The following is a 14,156-nucleotide window of genomic DNA, read 5'->3' on the forward strand; positions in this document are numbered from 1 at the left end:
TTTATTTGAAGGAGCGGTCTCTTAAAACGCTGCTGGATAAAGGCCGCCGTCAATCAGGAGGTTCTGTCCGGTGATGTAGCCGGCATATTGTGAGCACAAGAATGCACAGGCCTGACCGAACTCCTCCGCGTTGCCAAATCGCCCTATCGGGATGCCGGCTGCCTGTTCCTCGCGGACCGCGGCGACGCTTTTGCCGGACTGTTTTGCAGACAGTTCAAAGCCGCCTTTCAGGCGGTCCGTATCCATCTTGCCGGGCAGGATGTTGTTTACCGTGACGCCGTGGGGAGCCAGTTGACGGCTTACACCGGCCAGAAAGGCTGTGAGACCCGCCCGCGCTCCGCTGGAAAGATCCAGCCCTTCAATCGGCATTTTGACTGAAAGGGACGTGATGTTGACGATCCTCCCGAAACCGCGTTCCTTCATTGAAGGCACTACGGCCTGGATCAATTCGATTGGTGTGACGAAGTTCTGAACCGTGCCTTCGAGCAGTGCTTCCCGGGTGAGTTCGGTGTAGTCCCGGCGAGGTGGACCGCCGTTGTTGTTGATCAGAATGTCGGGTGCTGAGCAGGCCGCAAGCAAAGCGTCCTGACCCTCACGGGTTGAGACGTCGGCAGCGACGCTTTGGACGCTTACATCGTAGCGTTCCTGAATGGCGGATTTGGTCGCGGCAAGCACGGATTCGTTGCGCCCGTTCAGAACAATGTCGCATCCCGCTTCTGCCAAGGCTTCCGCACAGCCCCGACCCAGGCCTCGGCTGGATGCGCAGATGATGGCCTTTTTACCGCTTAGACCCAGGTCCATTTCTTGTCTCCTCTTTGGGCAATCGTGTTGCCTCTTTTGGCTGCCTACGAATGTGCCGTCAATCTGATAGCTGAAACAGGCTCTTGCAGGTAGGGGATTGGCGTAAGGTCAGGTTGTTTCAGCTAGAAATCTTGACGTTTTGCGGACTGATCCAACGTTAATCATAATCGCCGGAAATCAGAACCTCGGCGGTATCCCTGGCGTTTTGTCACAATAGTGATACCTGAATCGCGTCTAAAGCGCTCCAAAAGGTATTTGGAGAATTGCTATGTCTGTCTCGGAGGCATCGCGCCACTACAGGGCCCTGTTCATCTCGGATGTGCACTTGGGCACACGTGGTTGCCAAGCTGAACTGCTGCTGGACTTTCTGAAGGAAAACGACGCCGAGACGGTATATCTCGTGGGAGATATTGTCGACGGTTGGCGGTTGAAACGGTCCTGGCACTGGCCACAACTGCACAATGATGTGGTCCAGAAAATCCTTCGCAAAGGCCGAAAGGGCGCACGTGTTCTATACATTCCCGGCAATCACGACGAGTTCCTGAGAAACTTTCTGGGCACTCATTTCGGAGGTGTAGAGGTTGCCGATAGCATCGTGCATGAAGCGGCGAACGGAAAACGATATCTGGTCATACATGGAGACCAGTTCGACGTTGTGATCCGACACGCCAAATGGCTCGCATTCTTCGGAGACAAAGCCTATGTGACGGCGCTGAACGTCAACACCTGGGTTAACCTGGTACGCCGCCGCCTGGGCCTGACTTACTGGTCGCTCTCTGCCTGGGCGAAGCTGAAGGTCAAAAATGCGGTAAGCTTTATTGGACGGTTCGAAGAAGCCCTTTCCGAAGAGGCAAGGCGCCAGGGTGTTGATGGTGTCATTTGCGGGCACATTCACCATGCTGCCAACCGTGATATGAACGGCATTCACTATATCAACACCGGAGACTGGGTGGAGAGCTGCACTGCGGTTGCTGAGCACCATGATGGGACGTTTGAGGTGATACGATGGGTGAACAGCGCCCGGTTGGGAGCCGTGCCGGTGGAGGCGAAGGAAGCTTCGGTCGCCGCATGAGTTCCATTCTGATTGTGACGGATGCCTGGCATCCGCAGATCAACGGTGTTGTCAGATCCCTGGAGCGAACTGCTGAGGAGCTGGAAGCGATTGGCGTTCGTGTTGAGGTCTTGTCGCCTCAGGCCTTTCTAACGCTGCCATGCCCCACCTATCCTGAAATCCGGCTATCCCTTGCGCATCGGGGCATGGTTCGCCGCAAAATCGAGGAATATGACTGCGAACATCTGCATATAGCAACCGAGGGGCCGCTCGGAGTGCTTGCTGCAAGTGTTGCCAAAAAGACCGGCCTGCCATTCACGACGAGCTACCACACGCGGTTTCCAGAATATGTGTCTGCACGTCTGCCCGTTCCGTTGAACTGGTCCTATGGCTGGCTTCGCCGGTTCCATAACGCAGGGTGCGGTTGCATGGTCGCAACCCGGTCTCTTGAGCAGGATCTTCGCAAGCGCGGGTTCAAGAACCTGATGCGCTGGTCCCGAGGCGTCGATGAGCAACTTTTCAAGCCTTATGAAGGGGCCGTTCTTCCAGCCGACTTGCCAAGGCCTGTCTTTATGTATGTCGGGCGTGTCGCGGTTGAAAAGAACATCAAGGCGTTCCTGGACCTCAAGCTGAAGGGCTCAAAGGTCGTTGTTGGCGGCGGCCCCCAACTTGAAGTGCTTCGCCGTGAATATGCTGACGTCCACTTCACAGGTGCAATGGTCGGTGAAGCACTTGCCCGGCACTATTCCGATGGCGATGTCTTCGTTTTCCCATCGCTCACCGATACATTCGGCAATGTCATGCTGGAGGCACTTGCTTGCGGAGTGCCGGTCGCCGCTTATCCCGTGATGGGGCCTCTGGATGTCATCGGTGATACCGGCGCGGGCATCTTGTCTGAAAATCTGCAGGAGGCAGCTGAAGCGGCGCTTGATATCCCGCGTGAGCATTGCCGCAAGATTGCGATGAATTACACCTGGGCTGCGAGCGCTCATCAGTTTCTGGACAATTGCATTAGGGCGCGAGACTTTCACAATACCCAGTTTGCCGAAGCGAACGCAGCTGAATGAAGCCGGGAAGTTGCGGTGTTTCTCCCAAGTGATGTGGTTCATTCTTGCCGGCTTGTTGATATTGAGCCGATTTCTCACTAGTCATCGGACTTCCCTAAAGTGACTGAGGTGAGTGTCGATGAACAAGACTGATGCCATGCCCTCCGATGGAGAGTCGGCCGCTTATTCCGGAAAGGCCTTATCTTTCTTAGACATAGAAGCAGCGGCTGAACGAATTCGTGGAGAAGCGCTGCTGACACCAGTTCTTCGCCATCCGTTGCTTGATGAACTCACAGGGGCGACTGTGCTGATCAAGCCGGAGAACCTGCAAAGAAGCGGGTCATTCAAGTTTCGGGGTGCTTTCAACCGGCTCAGTCTCATTCCTGAAAATGACAGGCCAAATGGGGTCGTCGCGTGTTCATCCGGCAATCATGCACAAGGTGTTGCTGCAAGTGCGCGCTTGCTTGGGATGCCGGCAACAATCGTCATGCCGAAGAACGCACCTGCGATCAAACTTGCTCGCACGCGGGAATTCGGTGCTGAGGTCGTGACTTACGATCGCGAGAATGAAGACCGCGATGCCATCGCTGCAAGGATCGGTGCGGAAACCGGGGCAACCTTCGTTCACCCCTTTAACGACCCAGCGGTCATTGCGGGGCAGGGAACCGTTGGACTTGAATTGGCTGCTCAGGCGACCGCATTGGGATTGCGCCTGGATGATGTTTTGGCCTGCACAGGCGGCGGTGGACTTTCAAGCGGTATCGCGCTTGCTCTTTCACACACGGCGCCATCCGCCACATTTCATACGGTCGAACCTGAATTGTTCGATGACTATAAACGTTCGCTGGAAGCTGGCGTCCTACTGTCAAACAGCCGGAAAACCGGCTCGGTCTGTGATGCCCTGCTTTCCGAAAGTCCGGGGAACGTCGGCTTTTCAATTCTTCGTCAAATGGCCGGACAAGGTGTCACCGTCTCGGACGAGGAAGCACTGGATGCCGTGGCATTTGCCTTCAGGGAGTTGAAACTCGTCGTGGAGCCTGGTGGCGCTGCGGCACTGGCTGCAGTCTTGACCGGTAAACTTCCGCTGCGCGGCAAGGTCGTTGGGCTGGTGCTGACTGGCGGGAACATCGATATGGATATGCTGTTAAAGGCGAATTCGCGCCAACACCCTTGAATAGAGGGATGCTGCGGTCTGACAGATACAAAAAAGGCGCTGCACAATATGCAGCGCCTTTTCGTTACTTAAAGCATTGGATCAGTTGAAGAGAGCCTGACGCTCGGCTTCTGACAACTGTTCCAGAGGATCATCGCCTTCGGCTTCGGTCGTTTCAGCCGTCAATTCCCATTCGGCGTCAGCTTCTGCTTCTGCTTCCGCGTTAGCGTCAGACAATACTTCAACGTTGGTTTCTTCGCTCTCGGCAACCTCGTTGTCGAACAGCTTCTCAATGGCAGCTTCGTCCAGCGTGGCGTCAGGATCCGCGCTTTCAAGTTCATCCTCTTCGACGACTTCCGGTTCATCTGTCTCAGCAGGACCAGCTGAAGCGAACATGTCGTCGATGGCGGCGGCATCCATAGGCTCAGTGCCACCAGCCATAATTGCATCAACATCGGTTTCACTGGCCATTATGGCGTCGACATCTGCTTCGCTGGCCTGCGTTGCCGCCGGTTCTGCTCCAGGTGCTTCGGCGGACACTTCGGTGCTGTTTTCCTTCAGCGCGGCATCGAAGACATCGTCGCTTGCCGACATCAGTTCGTCGACGTTGTTTTGGGAAACGCCGCTGCCGGCACGTTGCGGTCCGTTCAGAAGATGGGCATCCGGGCGCGAGTCGACAGGGCCGGCGAGAGCATCGGGCTGAACATCTTCAATGCCCCAGATGTTGATCATCAAATTGATGCGGCTCTCCAGGTAGCGCAATACCTGGACCACCTTGTTGGTCCGCTGACCGGTCAGGTCCTGGAAGGAGCACGCCATGAAGATTTCGGTGGCCTTTGCGTCGATATCGTCGCAAGTCGCGTCGTCGGCACCGTTTTCACGAAGAACCCAGGCCTTTTCCTGGATTTGTTCCGCGGCTTCGAGGATCGATTGGGTCGCGCCTTCGGTCTGTGTGACGATCGCATCCAATTCGTGAGAGGCATCGACAAAACGGTTGCTGTCGTCCTCTTCCTGCTTGATATTGGCAATCTCTGACTTCGTTCGTTCAATGGCCTCATGCATGTCTGCAATGTCGAGACGAATCTTGTCGAGGTCAGGTACCTTGCGCTGTCGGGTCACGACTTTTTCAAGTCGTTGAATTGCGCCAAGGATCTCCGTTGTCTCCGGAGTCTTTTGTCGTTTGAGGAATTCCTTGAGAAACCGACGCCCGCGGTCGGATTCCATCAGGGTTTGCTCAAGAGTCTGATATTCAGCGTCGCTGATCAGCTCTGTTTGTTCCTGTTTTGCTTCCGCTTTCATGTGGACGCGAATCTCAACTTGCCTAAGGGTCGTTGGTTGCCGTAACACGGTCAACTTCGCCCAAAGAGTAAGATGAAAATCGTTAACATCTTTTTGCGGTGACCTCTTTACCGGGTTTTCATGTCACACATTTCTTTCCCTATTGGTGCAAGAGTCTCTGCACTGTTTGCTTGCCATTTTTTTGGATTTGGCCTGTTCCTGCCGTTTTTCCCGGTTGTTCTCGGTTTGAAGGGCTTAAGTCCGGTTGAAATCGGATTAATTCTGGGAATCGGTACGATTTCTCGTATTGGAGCAAGCCCGATCCTTTCGAATCTGTCCGACAGGTCTGGCCAGCGACGTTTCTCGGTTATGATCTACTCTCTTGTGGGCGCGGGATTTCTTGCACTTTTCTTTCTCCCGGGCGGTCTTGTGATGCTCGGTGTCGCGGTCATCGGTTTTATGGTGATGAACGCTCCCATCGTTCCATTGAGCGATGCCTACGCGCTGGATGTTCAACGCAACACGGGGGCCGACTATGCGCGCATGAGACTTTGGGGATCAGCAGGATTTGTAGTTGCAACGCTTGCTGGTGGAGCGCTGACGTCAGAAGGGTCGGCCTGGCTGCTGGTTGTCGCGATTTGTGGCGCAAGCCTTGCCACATGTGCTGTGGTCATGAGCTTGCCAAGACAGCGACGCGATGAACACGCCGCCCAAGCGGATAGGGAGGACGCTCCGACACCATTTCGAACGGTGTGGTTCTGGCCTGTCTTGATTGTTCTGGGGCTGTTTCAGGCCAGTCACGCCGCGTTCTATGGTTTTGGGACGCTCTACTGGCAAGCGAAAAATGTGCCCGACCTGGCAATCGGAGGGCTCTGGGCCATTGGCGTTGTTGCAGAAATCGGTCTGTTTGCAATCGCCGGCAAGTTGGCGCAGCGTTTTGATCCTCCGGTTTTCCTGTTTGCAGCCGGCGCGGCAGCGGTGGTCCGGTGGGGCTTGTTTCCGTTTGCCGAGACGCTGGAAACAATGGCGGCACTGCAACTTCTGCATGGATTGAGTTTCGGCGCAGCACATCTTGGGGCCGTGGCTATTCTTGCCAAGGTCGTGCCCAGCCGGTGGGCTGGAACCGGGCAAGGTTTGTTGGCGACTTCGGTCGGTATACAGATGGCCATTGGACTAAGCGTCTGCGGGGCGCTTTATGATCTCAATCCAGACTGGCCATTTTACCTAATGGCTTTGGTGGCTCTTGCCGGTACGCTCTTCATGCTCGCGCTGACGCCGTTGGTGCGCCGACGCACGGAATTCGGCTAGCCCCAGAGTTCAGGCTGTGGCGGGTAAAGCGTACTTCCATCAAAATGAAGACCTGGAGACCGGTCACGGGCCAGAAGAAGAGGGCCATCCAGGTCTACAAAATCAGCACCCTGTGCAATCAGCACCGCTGGCGCCATCGCAAGGGACGTGCCGAGCATGCAGCCGATCATGACCTTGAATTCCATTGCCCTTGCTTCCTGAACAAGCTGAAGCGCTGCAGTCAGTCCACCGGCCTTGTCGAGCTTGATGTTGACCGCATCGTATTTCCGGCGGAGTTCGTCAACGCCTTTTCCAGGATGAAGGCTTTCGTCGGCGCAGAGGGTCACAGGATGATTTGCGTCTGCCAGCAACTCGTCACCTTTGGCGGGAAGAGGCTGCTCGATCAGGGCAACGCCTGCCGCCTTGCAAGCCGACATGTTTTTGTCAAAGCAGCTTTCGTCCCAGGCTTCATTTGCATCGACAATCAAGGTGCTGTTCGGTGCAGAAGCACGAACGGCAGCTATGCGTTCGTCGTCTCCCGCACCTGCAAGCTTGACCTTCAACAGCGGGCGATGAGCAGCTGCTGCGGTCTTTTCCGCCATGATGTCGGGTGTGTCGACACTGATGGTGAAGGCCGTCGTGACAGGCTTCAAAGTACCCAACCCGGCAATCGTGGCAGCGGATCGGCCCGAACGTTTGGCCTCAAAGTCCCAGAGCGCGCAATCGACAGCGTTTCTGGCAGCCCCAGCAGGCATGGTCTTGAGCAAAGCCTCTCGCGACAACCCTTCTTTCAGAAGAGGGGCAATCTCCTCGACTTGCGTTTGAACGCTCTCAAGTGACTCTCCATAGCGAGGGTAGGGAACGCATTCGCCGTGGCCAGTCGATGTGCCGTCGCTGACGGTGACCATAACAACTTGTGCATGCGTTCGCGTTTCACGCGATATCTTAAACCCTCCGGCGATTTCAAACCGCTCGGCGACCAACTCAACTGACAAACTCATGGTGCACCAAACTCGGCAGAAACCTTGTCGACAATTGCTTCCATCCCAAACCGGACTGGGTCTGTTGCTGGCAGACCGTGTTTTTCGCCGATTTTCGCGAGATAGGCCTGTGCTTCGTCTTCGTCGAGCGCGGCTGTGTTTACCGCTATCCCGACGCAGCGGATGTCCGGATTGGTCAATCGGCCACACTGGATGGTCAGGTCAATGACGTCCTGAATGCTTGGCAACGGGGTTTCGACCCCGCGCATTTTCGTGCGGGTCGGTTCATGGCACACGATGAACCCGTCCGGCTGTGACCCGTGGAGGAGACCGAGCGTGACACCGGCAAAGGAAGGGTGAAACAGGGACCCCTGTCCCTCAATGATCTGCCAGGCGTTGTCGTCTGTTTCAGGCGAAAGCCATTCTGCGGCACCTGCGATAAAATCTGCAATCACCGCATCCAGCGCTGTGCCTCGGCCGGAAATGAAGACGCCAGTCTGGCCGGTAGCACAGAACGAACTGTCGTAACCGCGGGCATTCATGGCCTTGTCCATTGCAAGGGCGGTGTATTTCTTGCCGACCGAGCAATCCGTGCCCACAGCGAGAATGCGCTTGCCAGAGCGTTTGGTGCCCTTGCCGGTAGCAAAAGTCATGGTGTTCAGCCGGACATCGTGCAGCTGGCGACCGTTTCTTTCTGCCGCCTCTTTGATGGCTTCAATATCGCCGAGCCGCACATGGAGGCCGGAAGCAACATCAAGACCTGCATCAAGAGCTTCAACGATGGAGGTCACCCAGTGATCCGGCAGCCGGCCCCCTGCGTTGACGGCACCTATTACCAGTGTCTGTGCACCGGCAGCCTTGCCTTCACCGATCGACATGTCAGGCAGGCCCGTATCGGCCGCGCAACCTTGCAATCGCACCTGACCAACGCACCAGTCTTTACGCCAGTCAACAATACCAGTCGCGGTCTTCGCCGCCAGGGCATCGGGAACGTCCCCAAGAAACAACAGATAAGGCCGGGCAATTTCCATGTGTTACGCTTTCAGGTGGCTGTTGGTAGAAATCGAAGCCTCCTTTATGAGGCCGTGACCTGATCTTTTCAATCAGGTATACGGAGGATGATTGAGTAGCGGCAAGGGGGCAGCCATCCGCAATGGCATTCCTGGAAAAGAACATTGCACCGGATATGGAGTTTGAAGCGGATGGTCCGGAGCACCAGTTTCTGGCGCTGTCGGGCGACTGGACCGTCAGCACAATCGGCGACGCTGAAAAGCTCATTGAAAAACTGAATGTCGGCAAGGATCGGCTGACCTGTATAGATGTTTCCAAAATTGAGCATCTGGATACGAGTGGTGCCTGGCTCATTCACAGGACGCGCGGCAGACTGGAATTTGAGGGACGCAGGGTCGGTTTGACGGGCGTTACACCCATTCGCCAAACGCTTTTCGATGAGATTGATCGTCACCACCCTCCGAGCTACCGGCCTGAAAGAAGTGTCTTTTCGATCGCCGGATTTTTGGAAGCCACCGGTCGTCAGATGGTCGATGCCGGCAAGGACGCCATGGCAATGCTCCACATCCTGGGGTCGCTCGGCTTGGTTCTGTCAACGGTACTCTTGCATCCCAAGCGTCTGCGCAGCATTTCAATTGCTGTCCAGTTCGACCGAAGCTGTATCGGCGCTGTTCCGATCGTTGCTCTGATGAGTTTTTTGATCGGTGCCATTATTTCCCAGCAGGGCGGTTTTTATCTCAGGCAATTTGGCGCAGACATCTTTGTGGTTGATCTGGCCGGTATTCTGGTGCTCAGGGAAATCGGGGTCATATTGACCGCGATCATGGTCGCAGGCCGTTCCGGTTCCGCGTTCACCGCGGAGCTTGGTGCAATGCGCATGCAGGAAGAGGTGGATGCGCTCCATGTGATCGGCCTCAGCGTCACGGAAGTGCTCGTTTTGCCACGTATTCTGGCGCTCATGATTGCGCTTCCGATTCTGACCTTTGTTGCCGACATGTCGGCGCTATTCGGATCCGGGCTGGTGACATGGGCTTACCTCGATATCCCGCCAGCAGCTTTCCTCACGCAGCTTCAGGCCGCGATCACAACTGAAACGCTTGTTGTTGGACTTGTGAAAGCGCCGTTTATGGCGTTGATCGTTGGCCTTATTGCCTGTGTCGAAGGCCTGAAGGTTGAAGGATCTTCAGAATCGCTTGGCCGCCACACCACCATGTCCGTCGTGAAGGCGATCTTCCTCGTTATTGTTGTGGACGGGTTCTTCGCCATATTCTTCGCTGCGATTGGAGTATGATCCAGGCCATGACGCTGACTGCTCCTGTAAGTACTGAGAATACGCCTGCCGATACGAGTGAAGGCGCCGGCAATGTTCTGTCCGTTCGGAACGTCACCGTGGGGTTTGGCAGCAAGATCATTCTGCAGGATCTCGATCTCGACGTGCGTCGCGGCGAAGTGCTGGGCTTCGTCGGGGGATCGGGAACCGGGAAATCGGTGCTGATGCGCACGATTTTGGGTCTGAACCGCAAAAGATCCGGATCGATTTCTGTATTCGGCCATGACCTTTCTACAGCCAGCGTGAATGAACGTAAGGCTATCGAACGCCGATGGGGTGTACTTTTCCAGCAAGGCGCGTTGTTTTCGTCTCTTTCCGTCAAACAGAATATTCAGGTGCCGATGCGTGAGCACCTGAAACTGTCGCCACAATTGATGGACGAGTTGGCGACATTGAAACTGGAATTGGTTGGTCTGCCGCAGGATGCAGCCGACAAATTACCTTCCGAACTGTCCGGTGGCATGGTCAAAAGGGCCAGTTTGGCCCGTGCTCTTGCACTTGATCCAGATTTGGTGTTTCTGGACGAGCCGACGTCCGGTCTCGACCCGATTGGTGCGGCGGCTTTTGATTCGCTGATTGCAAACTTGAGTTCGACTCTCGGATTGACCGTTTATATGGTCACACATGATCTCGACAGTCTTCATTCTATCTGTGATCGCATTGCTGTTCTTGGGAAAAAGCGTGTTCTGGCCATCGGGACACTGGACGATATGATGAAAAATGACGATCCCTGGATTGAGGCGTATTTCCGGGGGCAGCGGGCGCTGCGCCGAGTATAGGTTGAACTGAATGGAAACCCGCGCGAACTACATCCTGATCGGTGCCTTCATGGTGGCCACCCTGATCGGTGCGTTCGGCTTCGTGTACTGGCTCGCCGTAACTGCGGAATCCAGACAGAATGTTGAGTTGAAGATTGTTTATCCCGGTCCCGTGACAGGATTGCCTGTCGGTGGTCAGGTGCTTTTCAACGGCATCAAGGTCGGTGACGTCAAATCCCTCGATTTTGCACCGGGCGACCCAACAAAGGTCGTCGCCACTGTCCGTATCAACCCGAATACTCCGCTGCACGAAGACACCAAGGCAACGTTGAATTTCACGGGTCTTACCGGTGTTGCCTATGTCGACTTGAGCGGTGGGTCGAGTTCTTCGCCATTGCTGCTCAATCAGGAAAGCGAGCAGGTACCGGTGATTTATGCCGAACGCTCCTTCTTCGATGACATCGTCGATGGTGCCCGCGACGTTTTGAAACGTGCGGACTCGACGATGAAAACCATCGACGACCTGTTGAAAGAAAACCGCCCGGCGATAACCGAAATCATCACGAACGCCGAGACATTTTCAGCGGCACTGGCAGCCAATTCCGACGGCGTGAAGGATTTCATGGCCAGTATCGGAAAAGCATCCGATGCCTTCTCAAGTCTCGCCGGTCGCATGGAAGGGCTGGTTGACCAGGGAGAACGGTTGTTGGCCGCCGTGCCCTCCGACAAGGTTACGGCCATTGTTGACGACCTCACGGAGTTTTCCGCCAGCCTCGGCAAAGCCAGCAAGGATATTGACCTGTTGATGGCTGATGCCCAGGGAGCGGCCCAGGAACTGGAAAACTTCACAAAAAAGCTGAACGAAGGCCTGGATCAGGTCCACCAGGTTGTCGAGGCCGTCAAGCCGGAAGAAGTCGAGAAGGTCATGAAGGGTGCGGCCGCACTTGGCGAAGTGCTTGAAAAGCGCACCGGGGACATTGAAAAGCTGATCGTTTCGACCAGCGAGACAATGCACAACGTCAACGCAATCGTCGAAACCATTCAAAAGCAGGATGGTGCCATCAAGGAAATCATCGAAGGCGGACGCGACGTGGTGGTGAAAGTGGATGCCATCATGACACGCGGTGTCGAGATTGCCGCTGCTATTGACCCGCTCCAGATTGAAGAGGTTGTCAATTCCGTGAGTTCCTTCACCGAAGGCATGAATGCGTCTTTGGTGCGTGTTGATGAAATCCTGGCAAGCGTTGACCCGGAAACGGTTGAAAACGCTGTCGACGGTGTGGCCAGCGTGATCGACAATTTCAACAATCAGCAGAGCCAGATCAACGAGATCATCGCTTCCACCAAGTCAACGGTTCAGAATTTTGAAGCCGTCTCTGCGACTGTACGTGGTCAGGATGACCGGATTGCTGCATTGATCACCGATGTGCAGGCTGCTGCAGAGCGCTTTTCCACGACGCTTGAAACCGCAAACGAATTGCTGATTGCAGTGGATCCTGAAAAAGTCGCCAACATCGTCGGTTCCGTCGAGACGACCGCCGCCGGTCTGGCCAATCAGGAAGACGGGATACCGGCGATCCTGGAGAGTGCTCGTCGGGCTGCAGACAATGTCGAACAGATGACCGCCAACCTTTCCAAGCGCACGCCTGATGTTGACCAGATCATCACCGATGCCAAACAGATGACGGCGACTTTGAACTCAACGTCAGTTCGGGTGGAAAGCCTGGTTGAGAAAGTGTCGACAATGGTGGACGGCGATGGTGAAGGCCTCATCAAGGAAGCAACGCTTGCCGCGCAGGCCATCCGGAAAGTGGCCGTGGCGTTTGAAAGCCGGGCTGATTCCATCGCGGGCGGTCTTTCAAAATTCGCCACCCAGGGTTCAACCGACTTTGCCTCCGCACTGGCGCAGCTCAACCGGACGCTGGTTTCCATTCAACGAGCAGCAGAAAGCTTTGAGCGCAGTCCCAACAGGGTGATCTTTGGCGGCGAGGATGTGCCGACCTACTCAGGTGGCCGGCGGCGCTGACAAAAAGATAAAGAAGGCGGGGTAAATGACAAAGGCAACCACAGACATAAGCCGTAGGCGCGTACTTGGCGCGCTCGGGCTTGGTGTGCTTGTGTCCGGTTGTACAAGCTCTGCACCTTCAGCGTTTTACAGCATCGAGGCTGCTGATGTCGGTGGTTCGGCTGGCCGCTCGAGCAGGGTTCAGGTGCTTGTGGCTGCTCCCAGAGCGCTGAAGGCGCTCGATACAAGTTATATAGCGGTTGTCGACAAGGGACCGATCTACAGCTATTTCCCGAACAGCGCATGGGCTGACACCTTGCCCAATGTGGTCCAGTTGAAACTGGTGGAGACGCTCCAGAATACCGGCCGTCTGCGAGGAGTCGGGCTGCCCGGCGATGGTCTGTTGATCGACTACCAACTGCAGACGGAAATCAGGGCATTTGAACTCAAGGTCGAAGGTGCCAATCGCGGTGTTGTGGAGATTTCGGCCCGGGTGGTGAACGATCGCAATGGACGTACTGTCGCGACCAAGGTTTTCCGCGCGGAGACCCCGTCTGGCAGCACTTCGGTCGACAAGGCTGTTGAAGCCATGAACTCGTCAGCCGATCGCGTTTTTGCAGAGATGGCTGCCTGGACGCTTCGCAACGTGTGACGAGGGTATTCAGTTCTCGATATTCCGCTTCAGCGAACAAGCTCACGCCTTCGCAGCCAGAAGCCTGTGTCATCTACAAGCGATCAAGTTGCAGATGTAACTAAGCCGCCTGTAATATGACTGCAGAAAACAACCGAGCTTAGTGGACAGCAATGAAAAGGTCACGCGAAACTGACGCTGACAAAGAAGGCAGCCTGACGAAAGGTCCCTGCAAAGATCAACAGCAATCTTCAGAGTTCGATCTGGAGAGTTTCTTTCCCTATCAGGTGCGTGTTTTTTATGCCGATGTCACAAGAGCACTGGCAGCAATTTACCAGCGGGACTATGGCATGATGCCCGCTGAGTGGCGGATTATGGCGATCCTCGGTTCCGCGACGACTGGCTTGCAGGCAACAGAAATCGTGACGCGCTCCAGTATGGACAAAGTCGTTGTAAGTCGAGCTGTCAAACGCATGGAAGAACGCGGTTTTCTGACACGTGAAACCAATGCTGCCGATGGCCGAAGTTTTCTGCTTGAGCTTTCCTTTACAGGCAGGGAGGTCTTTCAGGCTCTCGCTCCGAAACTCAAAGCCGTCGAGAGACAGATGCTTGCTGGTTTGACCGATCAGGACATTGCAGATTTCCTGAGAGTGATTGATCGGATCAAGAGCAATCTTTCAGACCCGTCCGAAGGTCCCATCACCTGATTGATTGAACAGCGACATCCGGTGCTTATCAGCGCTTGGCGAACTGATTTTGTTGCCATACGGGCTCATAGAAAAAGGGCGGCCACTGGCCGCCCTTTCTTGATATTCGAGGCTACAA

The 14,156-nt window shown here is 55.3% G+C and carries 13 protein-coding genes; 9 read left to right on the forward strand and 4 right to left on the reverse strand.

Translation table 11 applies throughout. From position 1 onward, the window contains the following. Window positions 1-21 precede the first annotated feature (21 nt). Window positions 22-801 (reverse strand): SDR family oxidoreductase, encoded by a 780-nt coding sequence (locus K1718_RS10850; RefSeq protein WP_265684408.1) that lies wholly within the window; start codon window positions 799-801, stop codon window positions 22-24. 268 nt (window positions 802-1,069) lie between these two features. Between K1718_RS10850 and K1718_RS10855 the strand changes: the two genes are divergently transcribed. From K1718_RS10855 to K1718_RS10865, 3 genes are all read left to right on the forward strand, one after another. After that, window positions 1,070-1,873, forward strand: coding sequence for a UDP-2,3-diacylglucosamine diphosphatase (locus K1718_RS10855; RefSeq protein ID WP_265684409.1), 804 nt, complete (start codon window positions 1,070-1,072; stop codon window positions 1,871-1,873). Further along, window positions 1,870-2,919 carry a glycosyltransferase family 4 protein gene (locus K1718_RS10860; RefSeq protein WP_265684687.1) on the forward strand — a complete coding sequence of 350 codons (1,050 nt, stop codon included), beginning with the start codon at window positions 1,870-1,872 and terminating at the stop codon, window positions 2,917-2,919. Before K1718_RS10855 ends, K1718_RS10860 begins: the two co-directional genes overlap by 4 nt. A 136-nt stretch (window positions 2,920-3,055) precedes the next feature. Continuing rightward, window positions 3,056-4,072 carry a threonine ammonia-lyase gene (locus tag K1718_RS10865; RefSeq protein ID WP_265684688.1) on the forward strand — a complete coding sequence of 339 codons (1,017 nt, stop codon included), beginning with the start codon at window positions 3,056-3,058 and terminating at the stop codon, window positions 4,070-4,072. Window positions 4,073-4,153: 81 nt separating this feature from the next. Here the strand turns inward: K1718_RS10865 and K1718_RS10870 are convergent, their stop codons facing one another. Then, the gene (locus K1718_RS10870) at window positions 4,154-5,350 is read right to left on the reverse strand and encodes a protein phosphatase CheZ (RefSeq protein WP_265684410.1); all 1,197 of its coding nucleotides are present in this window, start codon (window positions 5,348-5,350) and stop codon (window positions 4,154-4,156) included. A gap of 120 nt (window positions 5,351-5,470) precedes the next feature. On the opposite strand from K1718_RS10870, the gene K1718_RS10875 reads away from it, so the two are divergent. After that, window positions 5,471-6,637, forward strand: a complete 1,167-nt coding sequence (locus tag K1718_RS10875) for an MFS transporter (protein ID WP_265684411.1) — start codon at window positions 5,471-5,473, stop codon at window positions 6,635-6,637. Here K1718_RS10875 and dgcA read toward each other — a convergent pair. Both dgcA and dgcN read right to left on the reverse strand, forming a co-directional pair. After that, a complete protein-coding gene (dgcA, locus tag K1718_RS10880; protein WP_265684412.1) occupies window positions 6,634-7,617 on the reverse strand; it encodes an N-acetyl-D-Glu racemase DgcA in 984 nt (327 codons plus the stop codon). The genes K1718_RS10875 and dgcA overlap by 4 nt on opposite strands. After that, window positions 7,614-8,627, reverse strand: a complete 1,014-nt coding sequence (gene dgcN, locus K1718_RS10885) for an N-acetyltransferase DgcN (protein ID WP_265684413.1) — start codon at window positions 8,625-8,627, stop codon at window positions 7,614-7,616. Before dgcN ends, dgcA begins: the two co-directional genes overlap by 4 nt. A gap of 122 nt (window positions 8,628-8,749) precedes the next feature. On the opposite strand from dgcN, the gene K1718_RS10890 reads away from it, so the two are divergent. The 5 genes from K1718_RS10890 to K1718_RS10910 all read left to right on the forward strand — a co-directional run bounded on the left by K1718_RS10890 (window position 8,750) and on the right by K1718_RS10910 (window position 14,038). Beyond that, on the forward strand, window positions 8,750-9,898 hold the full coding sequence (locus K1718_RS10890) for an ABC transporter permease (protein WP_152500942.1): 1,149 nt from the start codon (window positions 8,750-8,752) through the stop codon (window positions 9,896-9,898). Between the two features lie 8 nt (window positions 9,899-9,906). Further along, complete coding sequence (locus K1718_RS10895) at window positions 9,907-10,716, forward strand: ABC transporter ATP-binding protein (protein ID WP_209006895.1); 810 nt, start codon at window positions 9,907-9,909, stop codon at window positions 10,714-10,716. A gap of 10 nt (window positions 10,717-10,726) precedes the next feature. After that, entirely contained in the window at window positions 10,727-12,721 is a 1,995-nt protein-coding gene (locus tag K1718_RS10900) for an MlaD family protein (RefSeq protein ID WP_265684414.1), read from the forward strand. Between the two features lie 25 nt (window positions 12,722-12,746). Further along, complete coding sequence (locus K1718_RS10905; RefSeq protein WP_152500944.1) at window positions 12,747-13,352, forward strand: ABC-type transport auxiliary lipoprotein family protein; 606 nt, start codon at window positions 12,747-12,749, stop codon at window positions 13,350-13,352. Between the two features lie 152 nt (window positions 13,353-13,504). Beyond that, entirely contained in the window at window positions 13,505-14,038 is a 534-nt protein-coding gene (locus tag K1718_RS10910; RefSeq protein WP_265684415.1) for a MarR family winged helix-turn-helix transcriptional regulator, read from the forward strand. Window positions 14,039-14,156 lie beyond the last annotated feature (118 nt).

This window comes from Roseibium porphyridii, from assembly GCF_026191725.2.
Taxonomy (GTDB): Bacteria; Pseudomonadota; Alphaproteobacteria; order Rhizobiales; family Stappiaceae; genus Roseibium; species Roseibium porphyridii.